Below are 23,302 nucleotides of genomic sequence, written 5' to 3'. Positions count from 1 at the left end.
TCCGTGCGATGGCGCACGACCGTCGGTCCTCGCAGGGTTCGGCTGCTGCTTCATACTCCGGGCATGGACATATCCGATGAGGGCCTGACGCTCGATCGGCAGTGGATCGACCTGGGCCACAACGTGTGCGGTGTGCTCCGCGGCTGTCGAACCGCGTCCGCCGTAGCCGCTCGCTTCGTCCGTGCCGGCTGGAGCTCTCGTTCATCGTCCTGGCACGGCTACGAGCTGGAGACCAGTTGGTGCCAGGTGGAGATCGATCCGATCGACGGTTCGGACGTCCTGCTCAACGGCGTCGTCGACCCCGCCCGCCTTGACGACTTGGGGCGGCTTCTCGGCTTCTTCGGGCTCCCCTACGAGTTTGAACTGAGCGACGAGAACAACGCCTTGGTGCGAGCGATCAGAGGGTGATCCGCCGCCGGCCTCAAGGCCCCTGGACCCGTCCGGGGCCTTCGCGGTTGCCTGGACTGACCGGGGGACGATGCCCCGAGGGTCTCTCCACGAATATCCGCGGAGCCTGCTTGCGGTGGCTCAGGGCCGCACATACAAAGAGACCCCGCGTTCAGCGTTTCCGCTGATCACGGGGTCTGTGTGGCACTTCTGCGAAGTGCCCCCGGCAGGATTCGAACCTGCGCACACGGCTCCGGAGGCCGTTGCTCTATCCCCTGAGCTACGGGGGCGTCCGCCGCGTTCGGCGGCGACGGGTAGAACCCTACCAGCTCTCCGGGCGTGCCTGTGAACAGGTATTTCCGGGGCGTCACCGGGGGCTGGGTCCCCCGCACGGGTCAGAAGTGGGTAAAACCCGGACGCAGCCGTTGGGGGCGGCCTACTCTCGTTCGTGTGTCAGGCGTGTCCGGTCGGGTGCTCGTTGTCGATGACAACAAGGTGATCCGGCAGTTGATCAGGGTCAATCTCGAACTCGAGGGGTTCGAGGTCGTGACCGCGGCCGATGGTGCCGAGTGTCTGGATGTCGTACATCAGGTCTGTCCTGATGTCGTCACCCTGGACGTCGTCATGCCCCGCTTGGACGGCATCAAGACCGCGGAGCGGCTGCGGGCCGACCCCCGGACCAGTCATCTGCCGGTGGCGATCATCAGTGCCTGCGGTGAGCACGAGGTCGGTGGGGTTTCCTCCGGTGTCGACGCCTTCCTCGCCAAACCGTTCGAGCCCTCGGAGCTCGTGCGCGTGGTGCGGCAGTTGATGCACCGCGAGCGGCGGGAGCGGCCCGAGGCAGCCGGCCAGGACGGGGGAGAGGAACCCGCCGCAGCCGTCGACGGATCGCTGCCAGGAGTGTGCGCGGGCTGAGTCGAGGCCGGTGCGTGCCGACGTCGCCAGGGCAGGTGCCCGTAGGGCGAGACCGGTTCGCGTTCCGACGTCGCCAGGGCCGGTGCCCGCATCGCGAGACCAGTTCGCGTTCCGACGTCGCCAGGGCCGGTGCCCGCATCGCGAAACCGGCTCGCGTGCCCCCGTCGCCCTGCAGGTGCCCGCATGGCGAAACCGGTTCGCGTTCCGACCCCCCTCCTCCCCTAGGCTTGTCCCGTGACCCCCGCGGACCTCTCCCTCACCGTGCAGCACGCCGTGCGCCGTGCGGTCGACGACGGTGCGCTGCGGGTCGACGTCCCCCCGCGCGTCAAGGTCGAGCGGGCCCGGCCCGGTGGGACCGGGGAGTACGCCAGCAGCGTCGCGCTCACCCTGGCCCGGCCCGCCGGGCGCAGCGCCCTCGACGTCGCCGGGATCCTCCAGGAGCGGCTCCTCGAGAGCCCCGGGATCCTCGCCGTCGACATCACCGGACCCGGGTTCCTGAACTTCACCCTCCGCCGCGATGCCGGCGGCGAACTCGTTCGGGCGATCCGTACCGCCGGACCCGCCTACGGGCAGGGCGACGCCCTGGCCGGCACCACCGTCCGGTTCGCCGAGGTGACAGAGTCCCGGGCCCGGATCGTCGTCGAGGTCGTCCTCCGGCTCCTGCGGAGCCAGGGGGCCGACGCGGACTTCGGCGGGGACGAGCGGATCCACGTGCGGGGCGGGGCGTACGAGCGCGAGCTCCTCGGTGCCGACGCCGGCCGCTGGTCGCTGCTGCGGGCCGCGCCCCAGGACCGTCCCCTCGACGGGCCGCCCCTCCTCGTCCAGCACGAGCGCAACTCCCTCTTCCGTGTCCGGTACGCCCATGCGCGGGTCCGGCGGCTGCTCGTCAACGGGACGCAGCTCGGCATCGCGCCCTCGTACGAGACGGACATCCACGCTCCCGAGCTTCTCGGCGTTCTCGGCGACCACCCCGTCGTCCTCCTCTCCGCCGCCCGCCACCGCGCCCCCGACCGGGTCGCCCGGCACCTCGAAGCCACCGCCGACGCGCTGCTCGCGTTCCAGCACACCGTTCTGCCGCTCGGCGACGAGAAACCCTCGGCCGCCCACCGTTCCCGGCTCGCGCTCGCCGAAGCCGCCGGGACGGTGCTCGCCGGTGGCCTCTCCCTGCTCGGCATCAGCGCACCCGACCAGATCTGAAAGACGCAGACCATGAGCCGTTCCGCCCACCCCGCCGGGCCCCGCCACGCCGACGTCCTGCCCGAGGGCCACTACTCCGCGCCGCCCGCCGACCTCAACCACCTCGACCCCAAGGTCTGGGCCCGGACCGTCACGCGGGACGAGCGCGGGGTCGCCACCGTCGGCGGGATCGCGGTCGACGCGCTCGCCGAGGAGTTCGGCACGCCCGCCTACTTCCTCGACGAGACCGACTTCCGCGCCCGCTGCCGCGCCTGGGCCGAGGCCTTCGGCAAGGACGCCGACGTGTTCTACGCCGGGAAGGCCTTCCTCTCCCGCGCCGTCGTGCGGTGGCTCAAGGAGGAGGGGCTGAACCTCGACGTGTGTTCCGGCGGCGAGCTGACCACCGCCCTCTCCGCCGGGATGCCCGCCGAGCGGATCGCCTTCCACGGGAACAACAAGAGCGAGGAGGAGATCCGCACGGCCGTCGAGGCCGGCGTCGGGCGGATCGTGCTCGACTCCTTCCAGGAGATCGTGCGGGTCGCCCACATCGCCCAGTCCCTCGGGAAGCGGCAGCGCGTGCAGATCCGCGTGACCGTCGGCGTCGAGGCCCACACCCACGAGTTCATCGCCACCGCCCACGAGGACCAGAAGTTCGGCATCGCCCTCGCCGGCGGGCAGGCCGCCGAGGCCGTGCGCCGGGCGCTGAAGCTCGACGGCCTTGAGCTCATCGGGATCCACTCCCACATCGGCTCGCAGATCTTCGACATGGCCGGTTTCGAGGTGTCCGCCCGGCGCGTCGTCCAGCTGCTCGCCGAGGTGCGCGACGAGCACGGGGTCGAGCTGCCCGAGATCGATCTCGGCGGTGGGCTCGGCATCGCCTACACCTCCGAGGACGACCCGCGCGAGCCGCACGAGATCGCCAAGGCGCTGAGCGAGATCGTGACCCGGGAGTGCGAGTCCGCGGGGCTGCGGACGCCGCGGATCTCCGTCGAGCCCGGGCGCGCCATCGTCGGCCCCACCGCCTTCACCCTCTACCGGGTCGGCACCGTCAAGCCCCTCGAAGGCCTGCGGACGTATGTGAGCGTCGACGGCGGCATGTCGGACAACATCCGCACCGCCCTCTACGACGCCGAGTACAGCGTCAGCCTCGTCTCGCGGACCAGCGAGGCCGAGCCGATGCTCTCCCGTGTCGTCGGCAAGCACTGCGAGAGCGGCGACATCGTCGTACGGGACGCCTTCCTGCCCTCGGACCTGGCGCCCGGCGACCTCATCGCCGTGCCGGCCACCGGTGCGTACTGCCGCTCCATGGCCAGCAACTACAACCACGCGCTCCGGCCGCCCGTCGTCGCCGTCCGCGAAGGCGAGGCGCGCGTCATCGTCCGGCGCGAGACGGAGGAAGATCTCCTGCGTCTCGACGTCGGATGATGAAATAGTCGAGTGATGAAATAGATGTCTCAGGATCCGGACGAGGGGCGGAATCCCTCGTCCGGTGAGTGAGACTGGTTCTCCGTAGAGATACGAAACCGTAGAGATACGAAGTAGTACGAGAAACGAGGTCGGATGATGCGTACGCGTCCGCTGAAGGTGGCGCTGCTGGGCTGTGGAGTGGTCGGCTCAGAGGTGGCGCGCATCATGACGACGCACGCCGACGACCTCGCCGCGCGCATCGGCGCGCCGGTCGAGCTCGCCGGCGTGGCCGTCCGCCGGCCCGACAAGGTCCGCGGGGGAGTCCCCGCCGAGCTGATCACCACCGACGCGACCGCCCTCGTGAAACGCGGGGACATCGACGTCGTCGTCGAGGTCATCGGCGGCATCGAGCCGGCCCGCACGCTCATCACCACCGCCTTCGAGCACGGCGCCTCCGTCGTCTCGGCGAACAAGGCGCTGCTGGCCCAGGACGGCGCGAGCCTCTACGCCGCCGCCGAGCAGCACGGGCAGGACCTGTACTACGAAGCCGCCGTCGCCGGTGCCATTCCCCTCATCCGGCCGCTGCGCGAGTCGCTCGCCGGCGACAAGATCAACCGTGTGATGGGCATCGTCAACGGCACGACGAACTTCATCCTCGACAAGATGGACACCTCGGGCGCCGGCTACAGCGAGGCGCTCGACGAGGCCACCGCCCTCGGGTACGCCGAGGCCGACCCGACCGCCGACGTCGAGGCCTTCGACGCAGCCGCCAAGGCCGCCATCCTCGCCGGGATCGCCTTCCACACGCGCGTGCGTCTCGACGACGTCTACCGCGAGGGCATGACCGAGGTCACCGCCGCGGACTTCGCCTCCGCCAAGGAGATGGGCTGCACCATCAAGCTGCTCGCGATCTGCGAGCGGGCCGCCGACGGCGGGTCCGTCACCGCGCGCGTGCACCCCGCGATGATCCCGCTCAGCCACCCGCTGGCCTCCGTCCGCGAGGCGTACAACGCGGTCTTCGTCGAGGCGGAGGCCGCCGGGCAGCTCATGTTCTACGGCCCCGGGGCGGGCGGCTCGCCGACCGCCTCCGCCGTTCTCGGCGACGTCGTCGCCGTCTGCCGCAACCGTCTCAACGAGGCGACGGGCCCCGGCGAGTCCGCGTACACCCAGCTGCCCGTGAGCTCCATGGGCGAGGTCGTGACGCGGTACCACATCAGTCTCGACGTGGCCGACAAGCCGGGCGTCCTCGCCCAGGTCGCGACGGTCTTCGCCGAGCACGGCGTATCCATCGATACGGTGCGCCAGCAGGGCAAGGACGGCGAGGCCTCCCTCGTCGTCGTCACCCACCGCGCGCCCGACGCCGCCCTCTCCGGGACCGTCGAGGCGCTGCGCAAGCTCGACACCGTGCGCGGTGTCGCCAGCATCATGCGTGTTGAAGGGGAGTAAGGACCCATGACCCACAAGGGCACCCACCAGTGGCGCGGCATCATCGAGGAGTACCGGGACCGCCTTCCGGTCACGGACACGACGCCGGTCGTCACGCTCCGTGAGGGCGGCACGCCGCTCGTCCCCGCTCAGGTCCTCTCCGAGCGCACGGGCTGCGAGGTGCACCTCAAGGTCGAGGGCGCCAACCCCACCGGCTCCTTCAAGGACCGGGGCATGACCATGGCCATCTCCAAGGCCAAGGAGGAGGGCGCGCAGGCCGTCATCTGCGCGTCCACCGGCAACACCTCGGCCTCCGCCGCCGCCTACGCGGTGCGCGCCGGGATGGTCTCCGCCGTCCTCGTGCCGCAGGGCAAGATCGCGCTCGGCAAGATGGGCCAGGCCCTCGTGCACGGCGCGAAGATCCTCCAGGTCGACGGCAACTTCGACGACTGCCTGACCCTGGCCCGCAGCCTCTCCGAGAACTACCCGGTGGCGCTGGTCAATTCGGTCAACCCGGTCCGCATCGAGGGCCAGAAGACCGCCGCGTTCGAGATCGTGGACATGCTCGGCGACGCCCCCGACATCCACGTCCTGCCCGTGGGCAACGCCGGCAACATCACGGCGTACTGGAAGGGGTACCGCGAGTACGCCGCCGACGGTCTCGCCACGCACCGCCCGCGCATGTGGGGCTTCCAGGCCTCCGGTTCCGCCCCGCTCGTGCGCGGCGAGGTCGTCAAGGACCCGTCGACGATCGCCACCGCGATCCGCATCGGCAACCCGGCCTCGTGGGACTACGCGATCGCCGCGCGCGACGAGTCGGGCGGCTTCATCGACGAGGTGACGGACCGTGAGATCCTGCAGGCCTACCGCCTGTTGGCCGCACAGGAGGGCGTCTTCGTCGAGCCCGCCTCGGCCGCCTCGGTCGCCGGTCTGCTGAAGGCCGCCGCGCAGGGCAAGGTCGACCCCGGCCAGAGGATCGTCTGCACCGTCACCGGAAACGGCCTCAAGGACCCCGACTGGGCCGTCGCCGGCGCGCCGCAGCCGGTCACCGTCCCGGTCGACGCCGCGGCCGCCGCCGAGCGCCTCGGTCTGGCCTGATCCGGACCCTCCGACGGGGGACCGCCGGCCCGGGAAGAGGCCGGCGGCGCCCCCGACCGGGGCAGCAGCACTGATCGAAACCCGATCAGGAACGTACATAGGCGCACAGGTTGGCGCGCGACACGCATCGTGCGCCTCCTGTGCGCCCTATGTCGCCACAGAACCTTCCTTCGATAGGCTGTACCGAACCCGCCCCGACGCATATGCGCGGTGTCGTTGCCGTTGTCGCCTCCGCGGCTGAAACGGCCCCCGGGTCTCCGAGTACTTCTCTTGAAATACCCGTTGTCGCAATCAAGGAGAGTCATCGAGCGATGGCCGGTCCCGCGTTCCGCGCCGCCGCCGTACGGGTGCGCGTCCCCGCCACCAGCGCCAACCTCGGCCCGGGCTTCGACGCCTTCGGCCTGTCGCTGGGGCTCTACGACGACGTGGTCGTCCGGGTCGCCGACTCCGGGCTGCACGTCGACATCGCCGGCGAGGGCGCCGAGACGCTCCCGCGCGACGAGAGCCACCTGCTCGTACGCTCCCTGCGCACGGCCTTCGACCTGCTCGGCGGACAGCCGCGCGGCCTCGAGGTCGTCTGCGCCAACCGCATCCCGCACGGCCGCGGCCTCGGCTCCTCCTCCGCCGCCATCTGCGCCGGCATCGTCGCCGCCCGCGCCGTGACCATAGGCGGGGACGCCAAGCTCGACGAGGCGGCGCTCCTGGAGCTCGCCACCGAGATCGAGGGCCACCCCGACAACGTCGCCGCCTGTCTCCTCGGCGGCTTCACGCTCGCCTGGACCGAGTCCGGTGCCGCGCGGGCGATCAGGATGGATCCCTCGGATTCCATCGTTCCGGTGGTTTTCGTCCCCGGGAAGCCCGTACTGACCGAGACCGCCCGCGGACTCCTGCCGCGCACCGTCCCGCACGTGGACGCCGCCGCGAACGCCGGCCGTGCCGCCCTCCTCGTCGAGGCCCTGACCCGCCGCCCCGAGCTGCTGCTCTCGGCCACCGAGGACCGGCTGCACCAGGAGTACCGGGCTCCCGCGATGCCGGAGAGCATCGCCCTGGTGAACCGGCTGCGCGCGGACGGCGTCCCCGCGGTCATCTCCGGCGCGGGCCCCACGGTCCTCGCGCTGGCCGAACACGGGACGGCCGACAAGGTCGCCCGCCTCGCGGGCGAGGGCTGGGCCGCGAACCGGCTCGACCTCGACGCGTCCGGAGCGAGCGTCCTGCCGCTGGCGCCCTAGGCGTGTGGCGGCCGGGGCGCCGGGCAGCGCCTCGGACAGGAGATTGCCGGTGAGGGAGAGGGGGAATGTTTGTTGGAGCCGGTAGTGTTAACCTCAAGTCTGCACCTGACCTCTTTGTGGAGCGGTGCGGAGTGTCCCCATCAGGGACCACCCATTCTTCCGGGAGCCTCCTCAACTGCCTGAGCAGCCTGCCTGAGCAGTTTTGAGCACGCTCCGGAACCGGCACGACACCCCTCGCTCTTCTTTCGAGCCGAGGGCCGAGCAGGGGGCGCTCGGGCCGGACGCCACAGCACGTTTTCTCTCTCCGCCGTACCCGGCGGGACCACCGCCCCGGACACGGTCCACGAACCAGGACCCTGCCGGACAGCACAACCGGTCGCCGAGCCAGATGGCCGACGTCCGCTCCAGGGAAGGACCCTTCGTGAGCGACACCACCGATCTGATGGGCGTGACTGCCGACAACAGTGTCGACACCGCCGCGCCCGCCGCAGGTGCCACCGGCACCGCACGGCGCCGCCGCTCCGGCACCGGCCTCGAGGGCATGGTCCTGGCCGAGCTGCAGCAGGTCGCGTCCGGCCTCGGCATCAGGGGCACCGCGCGGATGCGCAAGAGCCAGCTGATCGAGGTCATCAAGGAGGCGCAGGCCGGTGGCGGCTCCGCCGCCCCCGCCAAGACCGCCGACGCCGCCGACGCCAAGCCGAAGCGCCGCGCCACCTCCAAGGCCCGCACGGCCGAGACCGCCGAGGCCGCCGCGCCCAAGGCGGAGAAGGCCGAGAAGGCCGTCGCCCAGCAGCAGATCGACATCCCGGGCCAGCCGGCCGCCGATGACGCCCCGGCCGGTGAGCGCCGCCGCCGTCGCGCCACCGCCCCCGCCGGTTCGCCGGAGGGCGAGGCCAAGGCCGAGGCCGCCCAGGTCGTCAAGACCGAGGCCCGTACCGAGACCCGCGAGGTCAAGGCCGAGCCGCAGGGCGACGCCAAGGCCGAGGACGGCGCCGAGGGCCGTGGCCGCCGTGACCGCGGCGAGCGCGGGGAGCGCGGCGACCGCCGTGACCGCCGCGACCGTCAGCGCGACCGCAAGGGCGACGAGCAGCAGGGCGGTGGCCAGGGCGGCCAGCGTCAGCGCCAGGGTGGCCAGGGCCAGGGCGGCCAGGGCCAGCAGGGCGGCCAGCAGGGTGGCCAGCAGGCCGGTCCGCAGGACGACTACGACGACGAGGCGGGCGGCCGTCGTGGCCGTCGCGGGCGCTACCGCGACCGCCGCGGCCGTCGTGGCCGTGACGACTTCCAGGCCGGCGAGCCGCAGGTCGCGGACGACGACGTCCTGATCCCCGTCGCGGGCATCCTCGACATCCTCGACAACTACGCGTTCATCCGGACCTCCGGCTACCTGCCCGGTCCGAACGACGTGTACGTCTCCCTCGCCCAGGTCCGCAAGAACGGCCTGCGCAAGGGTGACCACGTCACCGGCGCCGTGCGTCAGCCGAAGGAGGGCGAGCGCCGCGAGAAGTTCAACGCGCTGGTCCGCCTGGACTCCGCGAACGGCATGGCCGCCGACTCCGGCCGCGGCCGCCCGGAGTTCAACAAGCTGACGCCGCTGTACCCGCAGGACCGCCTCCGCCTGGAGACGGACCCGGGCGTGCTGACCACCCGCATCATCGACCTCGTGTCGCCGATCGGTAAGGGCCAGCGCGGTCTGATCGTGGCCCCGCCGAAGACCGGCAAGACCATGATCATGCAGGCGATCGCCAACGCGATCACGCACAACAACCCCGAGTGCCACCTGATGGTCGTCCTGGTCGACGAGCGTCCGGAAGAGGTCACCGACATGCAGCGGTCGGTCAAGGGCGAGGTCATCTCCTCGACCTTCGACCGTCCGGCCGAGGACCACACCACCGTCGCCGAGCTGGCCATCGAGCGCGCCAAGCGTCTCGTGGAGCTGGGTCACGACGTGGTCGTCCTGCTCGACTCGATCACCCGCCTGGGCCGCGCGTACAACCTCGCGGCGCCGGCCTCCGGCCGCATCCTGTCCGGTGGTGTCGACTCGACCGCGCTCTACCCGCCGAAGCGCTTCTTCGGTGCCGCGCGCAACATCGAGGACGGCGGCTCGCTGACCATCCTCGCGACCGCGCTCGTCGACACCGGCTCCCGCATGGACGAGGTGATCTTCGAGGAGTTCAAGGGCACCGGCAACATGGAGCTCAAGCTCGACCGCAAGCTCGCCGACAAGCGCATCTTCCCGGCCGTCGACGTCGACGCCTCGGGTACGCGCAAGGAGGAGATCCTCCTCGGCAGCGACGAGCTCGCCATCACCTGGAAGCTGCGTCGCGTGCTCCACGCGCTCGACCAGCAGCAGGCGATCGAGCTGCTGCTCGACAAGATGAAGCAGACGAAGTCGAACGGCGAGTTCCTGCTCCAGATCCAGAAGACCACCCCTGGAGCCGGCAACAACGACTGACGCGAGAGCTGCGTCACACGACGAGAGCCGGACCCCGGTCCCGTAACCCCGTCGTGACCTGCGTGAACCACTGCGCCCACCGTGCCCCGCACGGTGGGCGCAGTGCTGTTCCGGGCGAAGCTCACCCAAACCTCACAGGCCCGTATGCAACCCTTTCGGGTGCGTCGCCGTCACAGAAGGTGAATCCGAGGCCGAAGGAAGACGATGACCGAGCAGAGCAAGAGCGGCCGCGCACGCGGCGCGGGCGGCGGCCGACGCCGCAAGCAGCGCGCCAAGCGGCGCAAGGCGCCGATCCTGATATCGGGGGCCGTCGCGGTCCTCGTCCTCGGCGGCGCCGGACTCGGCTACGTCTACTTCAAGCTCGACGGCAACCTCAAGGGCGTCGACATCAACGCCCAGCTCGGCACCGAGCGCCCCGACGACGTCGACAACGGCTCGCTCGACATCCTCGTCCTCGGCTCCGACTCCCGCTCCGGCGACAACGGCGCCTACGGCAAGGACGAGGGCGGCGCCCGCTCCGACACCGCGATGGTCGTGCACGTCTACGAGGGCCACAAGAAGGCGAGCGTGGTCTCCATACCCCGCGACACCCTCATCGACCGGCCCGCCTGCGCCGACGAGCGGGGGACCGCGGTCCCCGGCGAGCACCGGGCCATGTTCAACACCGCGTACGAGGTCGGCGGCCCCGCCTGCGCCGTCAAGACCGTCGAGTCGATGTCCGGCATCCGCATGGACCACTACATCGAGGTCGACTTCACCGGCTTCAAGAAGCTCATCGACGAGCTCGGCGGCGTCGAGATCACCACCACGCAGGCCATCAAGGACTCCAAGAGCCACCTCGACCTCGCCCCGGGCACGCACACCCTGGACGGCGAGCAGTCCCTCGGCCTCGTCCGCACCCGCAAGAGCGTCGGCGACGGCAGCGACCTCGGCCGCATCCAGCTCCAGCAGGCCTTCATGAAGGCCTTCATCGACCAGGTCAAGGACGTCGGCGTCTTCTCGAACCCGACCAAGCTGTACGGGCTCGCCGACGCCGCCACCAAGGCCATCACGCCCGACTCCGAGCTCGACTCGGTCCAGGAGCTGATGGGCTTCGCCAAGGGCCTCTCCGGCATCGGCCCCCAGAACGTCCACATGGTCACCCTGCCCGTCGAGTACGACCCCCGGGACCCCAACCGCGTCGTCCCCCTCGAAGCCCAGTCCCGGCAGGTCTGGAAGGCCCTCAAGAGCGACCTGCCGATCCCCGCGTCGGCCACGAAGGACACCGCCACCGGCAAGGCCGACGGCGTCGTGAAGTAGCCCCCGGGAGCGGCCCCCGGGCCGCCCGGGAATACCTTCGGCCCGACCCCGGTTTGGGGAGATGCGGCCGGTCCTGGCAGACTGGTACGTCGGCCCCGGTTCACGCTGTCCGCAACCCGCGGCGGCGACCCGGCGCCCTCCCGAAACTAGGAGACACCTTGAAGCGCGAGATCCACCCCGAGTACGTCGAGACCCAGGTCAGCTGCACCTGTGGTGCGTCGTTCACCACTCGTAGCACCCTGACCGAGGGCACCATCCGTGCCGAGGTCTGCTCCGAGTGCCACCCGTTCTACACGGGCAAGCAGAAGATCCTCGACACCGGTGGCCGCGTGGCCCGTTTCGAGGCCCGCTTCGGCAAGGCCGGCTCCGCCAAGTAGCGAGCCCCTGCGCCGGTCCTCGGTCGCCCCGCGCGGGTGGCCGGGACCGGCGCTTTGCCGTCCCGTAGCAACTGACGAAAACCCCAGGAGCCCCCGATGTTCGAGGCGGTCGAGGAACTGGTCGGCGAGCACGCCGATCTCGAGACGAAGCTCGCGGACCCTTCGGTCCACGCCGATCAGGCGAACGCGCGCAAGCTCAACAAGCGCTACGCCGAGCTGACCCCGATCGTCGCCACCTACCGCTCCTGGAAGCAGACCGGTGACGACATCGAGACCGCCCGCGAGCTGATGCACGACGACCCGGACTTCGCCGCCGAGGTCAAGCAGCTGGAGAAGGACCGGGAGGAGCTCACCGAGAAGCTCCGCCTGCTCCTCGTCCCGCGCGACCCGAGCGACGACAAGGACGTCATCCTGGAGATCAAGGCGGGCGCGGGCGGCGACGAGTCCGCCCTCTTCGCCGGCGACCTCCTCCGGATGTACCTCCGGTACGCCGAGCGCGTCGGCTGGAAGACCGAGATCATCGACGCCACCGAGTCCGAGCTGGGCGGCTACAAGGACGTCCAGGTCGCCGTGAAGACCAAGGGCGGCAACGGCGCCACCGAGCCCGGCCAGGGCGTCTGGGCGCGCCTGAAGTACGAGGGCGGGGTGCACCGCGTGCAGCGCGTGCCCGCGACCGAGTCCGCCGGCCGCATCCACACCTCCGCCGCCGGCGTCCTCGTCACGCCCGAGGCCGAGGAGGTCGAGGTCGAGGTCCACGCCAACGACCTGCGCATCGACGTCTACCGCTCGTCGGGCCCCGGCGGCCAGTCGGTCAACACCACCGACTCCGCCGTCCGCATCACCCACCTGCCGACCGGCATCGTCGCCTCCTGCCAGAACGAGAAGAGCCAGCTCCAGAACAAGGAGCAGGCGATGCGCATCCTGCGCTCCCGGCTCCTCGCCGCCGCGCAGGAGAAGGCCGAGGCCGAGGCCGCCGACGCCCGCCGCAGCCAGGTCCGCACCGTCGACCGGTCCGAGAAGATCCGTACGTACAACTTCCCGGAGAACCGGATCTCGGACCACCGCGTCGGCTTCAAGGCGTACAACCTGGACCAGGTGCTCGACGGCGACCTGGACGCCATGATCCAGGCGTGCGTCGACGCCGACTCGGCGGCGAAGCTCGCCGCAGCGTAAGGCCCCCCTCAAGCCCCACCCCGCACCACGGAGGACCAGCGTGAACCTGCTGCTTGCCGAGGTGGCCCAGGCCACCCAGCGGCTGGCCGACGCCGGCGTTCCCTCACCGCGTTTCGACGCCGAGGAGCTCGCCGCGTTCGTGCACGGCGTCAAGCGGGGGGAGCTGCACAACGTCAAGGACGCGGACTTCGACGCCCGCTACTGGGAGGCCGTCGCCCGCCGCGAGGCGCGCGAGCCGCTCCAGCACATCACCGGACGGGCGTTCTTCCGCTACCTGGAGCTCCAGGTGGGGCCCGGCGTCTTCGTGCCGCGCCCGGAGACCGAGTCGGTCGTCGGGTGGGCCATAGACGCCGTACGCGCCATGGACGTCGTCGAGCCGCTCATCGTCGACCTGTGCACCGGCTCCGGGGCCATCGCCCTCGCCATGGCCCAGGAGGTGCCGCGCTCGCGCGTGCACGCCGTCGAGCTCTCCGACGACGCCCTCGTGTGGACCCGCAAGAACGCCGAGGGCTCCCGCGTCACCGTCCACCAGGGCGACGCGCTCACCGCGCTGCCCGAGCTGGACGGCCAGGTCGACCTGGTCATCTCCAACCCGCCGTACATCCCGCTCACCGAGTGGGAGTACGTGGCGCCCGAGGCCCGTGACCACGACCCGGAGATGGCCCTCTTCTCCGGCGAGGACGGTCTCGACACCATCCGCGGCATCGAGCGCACGGCCCACCGGCTCCTGCGCCCCGGCGGCCTCGTCGTCATCGAGCACGCGGACACCCAGGGCGGGCAGGTGCCGTGGATCTTCAACGAGGAGGCCGGCTGGGCGGACGCCGCCGACCACCCGGACCTGAACAACCGGCCGCGTTTCGCGACCGCACGCAAGGCGATGCCATGAGCGCCATGACGAACGACGCGTACGAGGAGGCCGGGAACTGATGGCACGGCGATACGACTGCAACGAGGCGACCGACCGCGTGACCGGTCTGCGCGAGGCCGCGTCCGCCGTCCGCCGGGGCGAGCTGGTCGTGCTGCCCACCGACACCGTGTACGGGATCGGGGCGGACGCCTTCAGCAGCGAGGCCGTCGGGGACCTGCTGTCCGCCAAGGGCAGCGGCCGCGGCATGCCCACGCCCGTGCTCATCGGCTCCCCGAACACCCTCCACGGCCTGGTCACCGACTTCTCCGAGCAGGCCTGGGAGCTCGTCGACGCCTTCTGGCCCGGCCCGCTCACCCTCGTCGCCAAGCACCAGCCCTCCCTCCAGTGGGACCTCGGCGACAGCCGGGGGACCGTCGCCATCCGGATGCCGCTGCACCCGGTCGCCATCGAACTGCTCACCGAGGTCGGCCCGATGGCCGTCACCTCGGCCAACCTCACCGGCCACCCGGCGCCGGAGGACTGCGACGCGGCGCAGGGCATGCTCGGCGACTCCGTCTCCGTCTACCTCGACGGCGGCCCGATCCCCGGCCTCGTCCCCTCGTCCATCGTCGACGTCACGGGCAAGGTGCCGGTGCTGCTGCGCGAGGGCGCGCTGTCCCCGGAGGAGCTCCGGAAGGTCGTACCCGACCTCGAGGTGGCCAGTTGACCGCCCCTGAGGGGCGTGGCATAGCGGGGTTCGACGACGACAGCAGCACCTTCCGCATCCTCCACGTCAGCACCGGCAACGTCTGCCGCTCGCCGATCACCGAGCGGCTGACCCGCCATGCCCTGAGCGACCGCCTCGGCGACCCCCTCGGCGGCGGCCTGATCGTGGAGAGCGCGGGCACCTGGGGCCACGAGGGCGCCCCGATGGAGGCCAACGCGGAACTGGTCCTCGCCGACTTCGGCGCGGACTACAGCGGCTTCGTCGGCCGCGAGCTCCTCGACGAGCACGTCATCCGCGCCGACCTGGTCCTGACGGCCACCCGAGACCACCGCGCGCAGGTCATCTCGATGGGCCACTCGGCGGGCCTGCGGACCTTCACGCTGAAGGAGTTCACCCGCCTGGTCCGCGCGATCGACCCGGCGACGCTCCCGGACCCGCGCGACGAGGGCATGGTGGAACGCGCCAGGGCCCTGGTCCGCGCGGCGGCGGCTCTACGCGGGTGGCTCCTGGCCCCCTCGGTGGACGCGGACGAGGTCAACGACCCGTACGGCGCCCCGATCACCTTCTTCCGCTCCATCGGCGACGAGATCAACCAGGCACTGGACCCTGTGGTGACGGCCCTGACGGGGGTCTCGGCGCGGCGCTGACGGGCCCTGGGGCTTCGGCCGTGAGCGGCGGTCGGAGGCCGCCGCAGCGCCGCGAAGCCCGGGAGGCCCCTCGGGGCCGAGCGGTGCGAGGGGCGCGTCGGGGATCGGGTCCCTGTGGTGACGGCCCTGACGGGGGTCTCGGCGCGGCGCTGACGGCATCGGCGGTGCGAGGGGTGCGTCAGGAGGAGCCGACAGGCGGGGGTGCGGGGGCGCGCCTACATTGGTGGCATGCCGGTCACCGCGCCCCCCGATGAGGAACTCGACGTCCTGCGCCGGCAGGACCCCGAGGTCGCCGACGTGCTGCTCGGCGAGGTACGGCGGCAGGCCGACAGCCTGCAGCTGATCGCGGCCGAGAACTTCACGTCGTCGGCGGTGCTCGCCGCGCTCGGCTCGCCGCTCGCCAACAAGTACGCGGAGGGCTATCCCGGCGCCCGGCACCACGGCGGCTGCGAGTACGCCGACGCCGTCGAGCGGATCGCCGTCGAGCGGGCCACCGCGCTCTTCGGAGCCGACCACGCGAACGTGCAGTCCCACTCCGGCTCCTCGGCCGTCCTGGCGGCGTACGCGGCCCTTCTCAGGCCCGGTGACACGGTTCTGGCCATGGGGCTCGGTCACGGCGGGCACCTCACGCACGGTTCGCCCGCCAACTTCTCCGGCCGCTGGTTCGACTTCGTGCCGTACGGAGTCGACGCCGAGACCGGGCTCGTCGACTACGAGCAGGTCGCCGCGCTCGCCCGCCACCACCGTCCCAAGGCGATCGTCTGCGGCTCGATCTCCTATCCCCGCCACCTCGACTACGCGATCTTCCGGGAGATCGCCGACGAGGTCGGGGCGTATCTGATCGCCGACGCCGCCCATCCCATCGGTCTCGTCGCCGGGGGAGCGGCCCCCAGCCCCGTCCCGTACGCCGACGTGGTCTGCGCCACGACGCACAAGGTGCTGCGCGGGCCGCGCGGCGGCATGATCCTGTGCGGCGAGGAGCTCGCGGGGCGGATCGACCGGGCGGTGTTCCCGTTCACCCAGGGCGGCGCCCAGATGCACACGATCGCGGCCAAGGCGGTGGCCTTCGGCGAGGCGTCCACCCCGGCGTTCACGGCGTACGCCCATCAGGTGGTCGAACACGCGAAGGTCCTCGCGGCCGCGCTCGCCGCCGAGGGCTTCGCGCTCACCACCGGCGGCACGGACACGCATCTCATCACCGCCGACCCGGCGCCGCTCGGCGTCGAGGGGCGCACGGCCCGCGCCCGGCTCGCCGCCGCCGGCATGGTCCTCGACACCTGTGCCCTGCCCTACGGGGAGAGCCGAGGGATCCGGCTCGGCACCGCCGCCGTCACCACGCAGGGGATGGGCTCCCCGGAGATGGCGAGAATTGCCGCACTGTTCACCGTCGCGTTGCGGGACGACCCCGGGGAAACGGCCCGGGTACGGGCGGAAGTACGGGAGCTGACCTCCCGATTTCCCCCGTATGGGCGCTGACCCGAGCCCGAGCGCAACCGTTCGGACGGCCCGTGTGTCTCCAAGCACATGGACGGCACGGCTAGGGTGTGGGGCTGAGATGGCCAGCTATTCCTGTGGGGCAGCCCGTGCGTGATTACCTGCTGACGCTCTGTGTCACGGCTGCGGTGACCTATCTGCTCACCGGGCCGGTGCGGAAGTTCGCCATCGCGACCGGGGCGATGCCGGAGATCCGCGCCCGCGACGTACACCGAGAACCGACTCCGCGGCTCGGTGGCATCGCCATGTTCTTCGGGCTGTGCGCGGGACTGCTGGTCGCCGACCACCTGCAGAACCTGAACAGCGTCTTCGAGCAGTCCAACGAGCCCCGCGCGCTGCTCTCCGGCGCCGCGCTGATCTGGCTCATCGGCGTCCTCGACGACAAGTTCGAGCTGGACGCGCTCATCAAGCTGGGCGCGCAGATGATCTCGGCCGGTGTGATGGTCGCGCAGGGTCTGACGATCCTGTGGCTGCCGATCCCCGGTGTCGGCACGGTCGCCCTCACGCCCTGGCAGGGCACGCTCCTCACGGTGGCCCTGGTGGTCCTCACCATCAACGCCGTGAACTTCGTCGACGGCCTCGACGGTCTCGCCGCCGGCATGGTCTGCATCGCCGCCGCGGCCTTCTTCCTGTACGCGTACCGCCTCTGGTACGGCTACACGATCGAGGCGGCCGCCCCCGCGACCCTGTTCGCCGCCATCCTCATGGGCATGTGCCTGGGCTTCCTCCCGCACAACATGCACCCGGCGCGGATCTTCATGGGCGACTCCGGCTCGATGCTGATCGGCCTGATCCTGGCGGCCTCCGCCATCTCGATCACCGGCCAGGTCGACCCGGACGCGCTGAAGATCTTCGAGGGTTCGACCCGGCAGGCCACGCACGCCGCCCTGCCCGTCTTCATCCCGCTCGTGCTGCCGCTCACGATCATCGCGATCCCCATGGCCGACCTGGTCCTGGCGATCGTGCGCCGTACGTGGAAGGGCCAGTCGCCGTTCGCGGCCGACCGCGGCCACCTGCACCACCGGCTCCTGGAGATCGGGCACTCGCACAGCCGCGCGGTCCTGATCATGTACTTCTGGTCGGCGCTCATCGCCTTCGGCACGCTGGCCTACTCGGTCCACTCGACCTCGATGTGGATCGTCCTCGGGGTCGTCGCGCTGAGCGCGATCGGCCTGGTGCTGCTCCTGCTGCCGCGGTTCACGCCGCGCGCTCCCCGCTGGGCCCAGTCCGTCGTGCCGCCGCGCTACCGCCGTCGCAAGCCGGCCGTCGTGCCGGCGGGGGCCGACGGGCCCGCCGCGTCCGCCGAGGCGGCCGAGTCCGCGGAGGAGGAGCGGGAGCCCGTGCCCGCGGGGGTCAACGGGGCGACCGCCATCGGTCACCGTTCGCGCTTCTCCGACAGGAGTAAGGCCGGGGCGCGCGGTTGACGAAAGCCCCATCCGGGGCCAATAGCAGACAAGGTGCCTCGCTGTCGCGCACACACGCGCGGGGTAACTCTCATGTGTGACTGTTGGCACACCTTATGGGTAAAGACCTATTCAAATAGTTTGTGATACGGTTCACGAGACCCGGCGACAGTGCCGAAAGACCGTAGTGCGACGGTCTGTTGGCCCCGAGACCCACCTCGGACCGGGCTTACGCTCGTCCATGACGACACCATCGCCCCCTCCAGAGCAAGCGGAGACACCGCCATGCCGTCGAACGACGCACGCATCCTTCTGCACACCGCCGTACCCACCGCAGCCGTCGGCGCCGTCGCCACGGTGATCAGCGGGGTGGTCGCCGGTGGCAAGGGTGCGATCGGTGCCGTCGTCGGCACCCTGGTGGTCCTTCTCTTCATGGGGATCGGGCAGCTGGTTCTCCAGCGGACGGCGAAGTCGCTTCCGCACCTCTTCCAGGCCATGGGGCTCATGCTCTACACGGCCCAGCTGCTGGTGCTCTTCATCTTCCTGGCCTTGCTCAAGAACACGACGCTGTTCGACTTCAAGGCCTTCGCCTTCACGCTGCTCGCGACGACCGTGGTGTGGGTCGCCGCACAGGCCCGGGCCTACATGAAGGCCAAGATCACGTACATCGACCCCGGAAACTCGGGGCCGAAGTCGTGAAGGGTAGGGCCGGGATAAAGCCGCGTTCGGCTTCCTGCTATCGTCCGGTGCCAACTGCGGCACTGCGGACGCGGGCATCCGAAACGGCGCCTGTCCCAGCGAGAGGCTCGATGCCGAACCGCCGCCCCCTTATCCGTAAGACCAGTCCAGTGCCGACCCGCGGCTGCGCGCCGCGCCGACACAACGAGGTTGCCGTACCTATGCGCCACGCTGAAGGAGCCCGCGGTGAGTGCTGACCAGACGCTTGCCTTCGACCCGGATTGCCACATCTTCAGTGGATGTGGCTTCCCGGCGCCGGGCCTGCACACGTTCATGTACGAGCCCATCGCCACGGTGGGGGGCATCGACATCACCAAGCCGATGCTGCTCGCCGTTCTCGGCTCCATCGTGGTCGTCGGGTTCTTCTGGGCCGCCTTCAACAAGCCCAAGCTGATCCCCGGCAAGATGCAGATGGTCGGCGAGGCCGGTTACGACTTCGTGCGCCGCGGCATCGTCTACGAGATCATCGGCAAGAAGGACGGCGAGAAGTACGTCCCCTTCATGGTGTCGTTGTTCTTCTTCGTCTGGATCATGAACCTCTGGTCGATCATTCCGCTCGCCCAGTTCCCGGTCACCTCGCTGATCGCCTTCCCGGCCGGTCTCGCGCTGATCGTGTACGTCATGTGGATCTCGCTCACCTTCAAGAAGCACGGCTTCGTGGGCGGCTGGAAGAACATCGTCGGCTACGACAAGTCCCTCGGTGCCATCCTCCCGATGGTCGTCGTCCTCGAGTTCTTCTCGAACCTCCTGATCCGGCCCTTCACGCACGCGGTGCGACTGTTCGCGAACATGTTCGCCGGTCACCTGCTGATCGTGATGTTCTCGCTGGCCACCTGGTACCTCATGAACGGCCTGGGCTTCGTCTACGCCGGCGCCTCGTTCGTGATGGTCCTCGTGATGACCGCCTTCGAGCTCTTCATCCAGGCCGTCCAGGCGTACGTCTTCGTCCTCCTGGCCTGCAGCTACGTCCAGGGCGCGCTCTCCGAGCACCACTGAGCCGTTCCGGCCCCGTAGCTCCACCCCCGAATCCATCAGTCGTCCGGTGGCCAACCCCCATCGGGTCATTGAAAGAGAAGGAAGTAACGGCATGTCCGCTGCTCTCGACATGATCAACCTCGCCGCCGAAGGTGGCAGCGCCAAGACCAACGTCGTCGGCAACGTCGCCTCGATCGGTTACGGCCTCGCCGCGATCGGCCCCGGCGTCGGCGTCGGCATCATCTTCGGTAACGGTACGCAGGCGCTCGCCCGCCAGCCCGAAGCTGCCGGCCTGATCCGCACCAACCAGATCATGGGCTTCGCGTTCTGTGAGGCGCTCGCCCTCATCGGCATCGTCATGGGCTTCGTCTACCAGTAAGCCGGACCGACTGCCCGATTCTTTTACGGAAGGCACTGATGTGAACGCGCTTCTTCTTGCGCAGGCGGAGGAGCCCCAGCCTCCTCTGATCCCGCATCTCGACGAGCTCGTCATCGGCCTGATCGCCTTCGTCATCGTCTTCGGCTTCCTCGCCAAGAAGCTCCTCCCGAACATCAACAAGGTTCTGGACGAGCGTCGCGAGGCCATCGAGGGTGGCATCGAGAAGGCCGAGTCGGCCCAGATCGAGGCTCAGAGTGTGCTGGAGCAGTACAAGGCCCAGCTCGCCGAGGCCCGCCACGAGGCCGCGCGTCTTCGCCAGGAGGCGACGGAGCAGGGCACCGCGATCATCCAGGAGATGAAGGCGGAAGGCCAGCGCCAGCGCGAGGAGATCATCGCGGCCGGCCACACGCAGATCGAGGCCGACCGCAAGGCCGCGTCCGCGTCGCTGCGTCAGGACGTGGGCAAGCTCGCCACCGACCTGGCCGGCAAGCTGGTAGGCGAGTCCCTCGAGGACACCGCCCGCCAGAGCCGCACCATCGACCGCTTCCTCGACGAGCTCGAGGAGAAGGCCGAGGCTGTCCGATGAACGGAGCGAGCCGCGAGGCACTGTCCGCCGCCCGTGAGTCCCTCGACGCGCTGACCGACAACACGCCGGTCGACGCGACGAAGCTCGCGGACGAGCTGGCCGCCGTCACCGTGCTGCTCGACCGCGAGGTGTCGCTGCGCCGGGTCCTGACCGACCCCGCTCAGTCGGGTGAGGCCAAGGCCGAGCTCGCGCAGCGACTCCTGCGCGGACAGGTGGGCGGCGAGACCGTCGACCTGGTCTCCGGCATGGTGCGTTCCCGCTGGTCGCGTTCGCGTGACCTGGTCGACGCGGCCGAGGAGCTGGCGAACACCGCCGACCTCACCGCGGCGCAGAAGGCGGGCGCGCTCGACGGTGTCGAGGACGAGCTGTTCCGGTTCGGCCGGATCGTGTCCTCCAGCACCGAGCTCCGCTCGGCGCTGACGGACAAGGCCGCCACGGCCACCGCGAAGGGCACGCTGCTCCGCAGCCTGCTCGGCGGCAAGGCCCACGCGACCACCGAGCGTCTGGTCGTCCGTCTGGTGACCCAGCCCCGGGGACGTAGCCTGGAAGCGGGACTCGAGTCCCTGTCCAAGCTCGCCGCGGCGCGCCGGGACCGGATGGTCGCCGTCGTCACCTCGGCGGTGCCGCTGTCGGACCGGCAGAAGCAGCGCCTCGGTGCCGTACTGGCGAAGCTGTACGGCCGCGAGATGCACCTGAACCTGGACGTGGACCCCGCGGTCCTCGGCGGGATCACCGTGCGCGTCGGCGACGAGGTCATCGACGGTTCCATCGCGGAGCGCCTCGGCGAGGCGACCCGTCGACTGGCCGGCTGACGGCAGCGACCGCAACAGCACAGAAGCACAGCAACACAGCATCACCAGCGGCCCGGTTGGGCCGTGCAGAGATTGCAGAAGATTCCTGGGGGTCGGCCCCCAGACCCCTTAAGAAACTTCGGGCCCAACAAGGAGAGCAGGGAACCCAGATGGCGGAGCTCACGATCCGGCCGGAGGAGATCCGGGACGCACTGGAGAACTTCGTCCAGTCGTACCAGCCGGACGCGGCCTCGCGCGAGGAGGTCGGCACGGTCAGCCTGGCCGGTGACGGTATCGCGAAGGTCGAGGGTCTTCCCTCGGCCATGGCGAACGAGCTGCTGAAGTTCGAGGACGGGACCCTCGGTCTCGCGCTGAACCTCGAAGAGCGCGAGATCGGTGCGATCGTCCTCGGCGAGTTCAGCGGTATCGAGGAGGGACAGTCGGTGCAGCGCACCGGCGAGGTCCTCTCCGTCGGTGTCGGTGAGGGATACCTGGGTCGCGTCGTCGACCCGCTCGGCAACCCGATCGACGGTCTCGGCGAGATCGCGACCGAGGGCCGCCGCGCCCTCGAGCTGCAGGCCCCGGGCGTTATGGCCCGTAAGTCGGTGCACGAGCCGATGGAGACCGGCTACAAGGCCGTCGACGCCATGACGCCGGTCGGCCGTGGTCAGCGTCAGCTGATCATCGGTGACCGTCAGACCGGCAAGACCGCGCTGTGTGTCGACACGATCATCAACCAGCGCGACAACTGGCGCTCGGGCGACGTGAACAAGCAGGTCCGCTGCATCTACGTCGCCGTCGGCCAGAAGGGCTCGACCATCGCGTCCGTTCGCGGCGCCCTGGAAGAGGCCGGTGCGCTCGAGTACACGACGATCGTCGCCGCCCCGGCGTCCGACCCGGCCGGCTTCAAGTACCTGGCGCCGTACACCGGTTCCGCCATCGGTCAGCACTGGATGTACCAGGGCAAGCACGTCCTGATCGTCTTCGACGACCTGTCGAAGCAGGCCGACGCCTACCGCGCCGTGTCGCTGCTGCTGCGCCGCCCGCCGGGCCGTGAGGCCTACCCGGGTGACGTCTTCTACCTGCACTCCCGTCTCCTCGAGCGCTGCGCGAAGCTCTCGGACGAGCTGGGCGCGGGTTCGATGACCGGTCTGCCGATCGTCGAGACGAAGGCCAACGACGTCTCCGCGTTCATCCCGACCAACGTCATCTCCATCACCGACGGCCAGTGCTTCCTGGAGTCCGACCTGTTCAACGCCGGCCAGCGTCCGGCCCTGAACGTCGGTATCTCGGTCTCCCGAGTCGGTGGCTCCGCCCAGCACCCGGCCATGAAGCAGATCGCCGGCCGCCTCCGCGTGGACCTGGCCCAGTTCCGTGAGCTCGAGGCCTTCGCGGCCTTCGGTTCCGACCTGGACTCGGCCTCGAAGGCGCAGCTGGAGCGTGGTCAGCGCATGGTCGAGCTGCTCAAGCAGGCTCAGTACCAGCCGATGCCCACGGAGAACCAGGTCGTCTCGGTCTGGGCCGGCACCACGGGCAAGATGGACGACGTCCCGGTCGCCGACATCCGTCGCTTCGAGGCCGAGCTCCTGGCGTACCTGCGCCAGAGCCACTCCGGCCTGATGACCTCCATCCGCGAGGGCAAGAAGATGTCGAACGACACCCTCACGGCCGTCGCCGACGCCATCGCGGAGTTCAAGCAGCAGTTCGAGACGTCTGACGGCAAGCTGCTCGGCGCGGACGCCCCTGCCGCCGTCAACGTCTCGAAGTGACGACGGAA

22 protein-coding genes and 1 tRNA gene are annotated in these 23,302 nt (G+C 70.3%); 22 read left to right on the top strand and 1 reads right to left on the bottom strand.

Annotated elements, in window-relative coordinates:
* Positions 1-63 precede the first annotated feature (63 nt).
* Positions 64-408, top strand: a complete 345-nt coding sequence (locus IE237_RS01040; protein WP_189799870.1) for a hypothetical protein — start codon at positions 64-66, stop codon at positions 406-408.
* Positions 409-605: 197 nt separating this feature from the next.
* Here IE237_RS01040 and IE237_RS01035 read toward each other — a convergent pair.
* A tRNA-Arg gene (locus IE237_RS01035) sits at positions 606-677 on the bottom strand.
* Positions 678-837: 160 nt separating this feature from the next.
* On the opposite strand from IE237_RS01035, the gene IE237_RS01030 reads away from it, so the two are divergent.
* The 21 genes from IE237_RS01030 to atpA all read left to right on the top strand — a co-directional run bounded on the left by IE237_RS01030 (position 838) and on the right by atpA (position 23,294).
* Entirely contained in the window at positions 838-1,302 is a 465-nt protein-coding gene (locus IE237_RS01030; protein WP_189799869.1) for a response regulator, read from the top strand.
* 234 nt (positions 1,303-1,536) lie between these two features.
* Complete coding sequence (gene nrtL / locus IE237_RS01025; RefSeq protein WP_189799868.1) at positions 1,537-2,499, top strand: ArgS-related anticodon-binding protein NrtL; 963 nt, start codon at positions 1,537-1,539, stop codon at positions 2,497-2,499.
* A 12-nt stretch (positions 2,500-2,511) separates the two neighbouring features.
* On the top strand, positions 2,512-3,903 hold the full coding sequence (lysA, locus tag IE237_RS01020; protein ID WP_189799867.1) for a diaminopimelate decarboxylase: 1,392 nt from the start codon (positions 2,512-2,514) through the stop codon (positions 3,901-3,903).
* Positions 3,904-4,038: 135 nt separating this feature from the next.
* The gene (locus IE237_RS01015; RefSeq protein WP_189799866.1) at positions 4,039-5,331 is read left to right on the top strand and encodes a homoserine dehydrogenase; all 1,293 of its coding nucleotides are present in this window, start codon (positions 4,039-4,041) and stop codon (positions 5,329-5,331) included.
* A 6-nt stretch (positions 5,332-5,337) separates the two neighbouring features.
* Entirely contained in the window at positions 5,338-6,408 is a 1,071-nt protein-coding gene (gene thrC, locus IE237_RS01010; RefSeq protein WP_189799865.1) for a threonine synthase, read from the top strand.
* 311 nt (positions 6,409-6,719) lie between these two features.
* The gene (gene thrB, locus IE237_RS01005) at positions 6,720-7,637 is read left to right on the top strand and encodes a homoserine kinase (RefSeq protein ID WP_024761927.1); all 918 of its coding nucleotides are present in this window, start codon (positions 6,720-6,722) and stop codon (positions 7,635-7,637) included.
* A 421-nt stretch (positions 7,638-8,058) separates the two neighbouring features.
* Positions 8,059-10,089 carry a transcription termination factor Rho gene (gene rho, locus IE237_RS01000; protein ID WP_308433013.1) on the top strand — a complete coding sequence of 677 codons (2,031 nt, stop codon included), beginning with the start codon at positions 8,059-8,061 and terminating at the stop codon, positions 10,087-10,089.
* Positions 10,090-10,293: 204 nt separating this feature from the next.
* Positions 10,294-11,388 (top strand): LCP family protein, encoded by a 1,095-nt coding sequence (locus tag IE237_RS00995; protein ID WP_189799863.1) that lies wholly within the window; start codon positions 10,294-10,296, stop codon positions 11,386-11,388.
* Between the two features lie 158 nt (positions 11,389-11,546).
* On the top strand, positions 11,547-11,765 hold the full coding sequence (rpmE, locus tag IE237_RS00990) for a 50S ribosomal protein L31 (RefSeq protein ID WP_030321069.1): 219 nt from the start codon (positions 11,547-11,549) through the stop codon (positions 11,763-11,765).
* A gap of 96 nt (positions 11,766-11,861) precedes the next feature.
* Positions 11,862-12,938 (top strand): peptide chain release factor 1, encoded by a 1,077-nt coding sequence (gene prfA, locus IE237_RS00985; RefSeq protein ID WP_189799862.1) that lies wholly within the window; start codon positions 11,862-11,864, stop codon positions 12,936-12,938.
* Between the two features lie 40 nt (positions 12,939-12,978).
* A complete protein-coding gene (gene prmC / locus IE237_RS00980) occupies positions 12,979-13,824 on the top strand; it encodes a peptide chain release factor N(5)-glutamine methyltransferase (protein ID WP_189799861.1) in 846 nt (281 codons plus the stop codon).
* 40 nt (positions 13,825-13,864) lie between these two features.
* On the top strand, positions 13,865-14,512 hold the full coding sequence (locus IE237_RS00975; protein WP_189799860.1) for an L-threonylcarbamoyladenylate synthase: 648 nt from the start codon (positions 13,865-13,867) through the stop codon (positions 14,510-14,512).
* Positions 14,509-15,159, top strand: coding sequence for an arsenate reductase/protein-tyrosine-phosphatase family protein (locus IE237_RS00970; protein ID WP_189799859.1), 651 nt, complete (start codon positions 14,509-14,511; stop codon positions 15,157-15,159). The genes IE237_RS00975 and IE237_RS00970 overlap by 4 nt, the downstream gene beginning before the upstream one ends.
* Positions 15,160-15,387: 228 nt before the next feature.
* Positions 15,388-16,635 carry a serine hydroxymethyltransferase gene (glyA, locus tag IE237_RS00965; RefSeq protein ID WP_189799858.1) on the top strand — a complete coding sequence of 416 codons (1,248 nt, stop codon included), beginning with the start codon at positions 15,388-15,390 and terminating at the stop codon, positions 16,633-16,635.
* A gap of 107 nt (positions 16,636-16,742) precedes the next feature.
* On the top strand, positions 16,743-18,077 hold the full coding sequence (locus IE237_RS00960; protein WP_189799857.1) for an MraY family glycosyltransferase: 1,335 nt from the start codon (positions 16,743-16,745) through the stop codon (positions 18,075-18,077).
* Between the two features lie 264 nt (positions 18,078-18,341).
* Positions 18,342-18,755, top strand: coding sequence for a Cg1360 family ATP-synthase-associated protein (locus tag IE237_RS00955; protein WP_189799856.1), 414 nt, complete (start codon positions 18,342-18,344; stop codon positions 18,753-18,755).
* A 225-nt stretch (positions 18,756-18,980) separates the two neighbouring features.
* A complete protein-coding gene (atpB, locus tag IE237_RS00950) occupies positions 18,981-19,790 on the top strand; it encodes a F0F1 ATP synthase subunit A (protein WP_189799855.1) in 810 nt (269 codons plus the stop codon).
* A gap of 91 nt (positions 19,791-19,881) precedes the next feature.
* Positions 19,882-20,148: an ATP synthase F0 subunit C gene (gene atpE, locus IE237_RS00945; protein ID WP_024761915.1), complete on the top strand. Its 267-nt coding sequence runs from the start codon at positions 19,882-19,884 to the stop codon at positions 20,146-20,148.
* Between the two features lie 40 nt (positions 20,149-20,188).
* Positions 20,189-20,734: a F0F1 ATP synthase subunit B gene (locus IE237_RS00940; RefSeq protein WP_189799854.1), complete on the top strand. Its 546-nt coding sequence runs from the start codon at positions 20,189-20,191 to the stop codon at positions 20,732-20,734.
* Positions 20,731-21,546, top strand: coding sequence for a F0F1 ATP synthase subunit delta (locus tag IE237_RS00935; RefSeq protein WP_189799853.1), 816 nt, complete (start codon positions 20,731-20,733; stop codon positions 21,544-21,546). Before IE237_RS00940 ends, IE237_RS00935 begins: the two co-directional genes overlap by 4 nt.
* Before the next feature lie 149 nt (positions 21,547-21,695).
* Positions 21,696-23,294: a F0F1 ATP synthase subunit alpha gene (gene atpA / locus IE237_RS00930; protein ID WP_189799852.1), complete on the top strand. Its 1,599-nt coding sequence runs from the start codon at positions 21,696-21,698 to the stop codon at positions 23,292-23,294.
* Positions 23,295-23,302: the final 8 nt, after the last annotated feature.

Origin of the sequence: Streptomyces tanashiensis, from assembly GCF_014648895.1 — a bacterium.
GTDB classification, from domain to species: Bacteria; Actinomycetota; Actinomycetes; order Streptomycetales; family Streptomycetaceae; genus Streptomyces; species Streptomyces tanashiensis.
Note: the sequence above shows the minus strand (reverse complement) of the source record. Positions and strands in the feature narration are given on the sequence as shown.

Excerpts from the sequence above, each read along its gene's own strand:
- atpA (WP_189799852.1), top strand. The coding sequence starts at position 21,696 with ATGGCGGAGCTCACGATCCGGCCGGAGGAGATCCGGGACGCACTGGAG.
- atpE (WP_024761915.1), top strand. The coding sequence starts at position 19,882 with ATGTCCGCTGCTCTCGACATGATCAACCTCGCCGCCGAAGGTGGCAGC.
- thrB (WP_024761927.1), top strand. The coding sequence starts at position 6,720 with ATGGCCGGTCCCGCGTTCCGCGCCGCCGCCGTACGGGTGCGCGTCCCC.
- IE237_RS01040 (WP_189799870.1), top strand. The coding sequence starts at position 64 with ATGGACATATCCGATGAGGGCCTGACGCTCGATCGGCAGTGGATCGAC.
- lysA (WP_189799867.1), top strand. The coding sequence starts at position 2,512 with ATGAGCCGTTCCGCCCACCCCGCCGGGCCCCGCCACGCCGACGTCCTG.
- glyA (WP_189799858.1), top strand. The coding sequence starts at position 15,388 with ATGCCGGTCACCGCGCCCCCCGATGAGGAACTCGACGTCCTGCGCCGG.
- thrC (WP_189799865.1), top strand. The coding sequence starts at position 5,338 with ATGACCCACAAGGGCACCCACCAGTGGCGCGGCATCATCGAGGAGTAC.
- IE237_RS01015 (WP_189799866.1), top strand. The coding sequence starts at position 4,039 with ATGATGCGTACGCGTCCGCTGAAGGTGGCGCTGCTGGGCTGTGGAGTG.
- IE237_RS00935 (WP_189799853.1), top strand. The coding sequence starts at position 20,731 with ATGAACGGAGCGAGCCGCGAGGCACTGTCCGCCGCCCGTGAGTCCCTC.
- IE237_RS00975 (WP_189799860.1), top strand. The coding sequence starts at position 13,865 with ATGGCACGGCGATACGACTGCAACGAGGCGACCGACCGCGTGACCGGT.
- prfA (WP_189799862.1), top strand. The coding sequence starts at position 11,862 with ATGTTCGAGGCGGTCGAGGAACTGGTCGGCGAGCACGCCGATCTCGAG.
- IE237_RS00955 (WP_189799856.1), top strand. The coding sequence starts at position 18,342 with ATGCCGTCGAACGACGCACGCATCCTTCTGCACACCGCCGTACCCACC.
- IE237_RS00995 (WP_189799863.1), top strand. The coding sequence starts at position 10,294 with ATGACCGAGCAGAGCAAGAGCGGCCGCGCACGCGGCGCGGGCGGCGGC.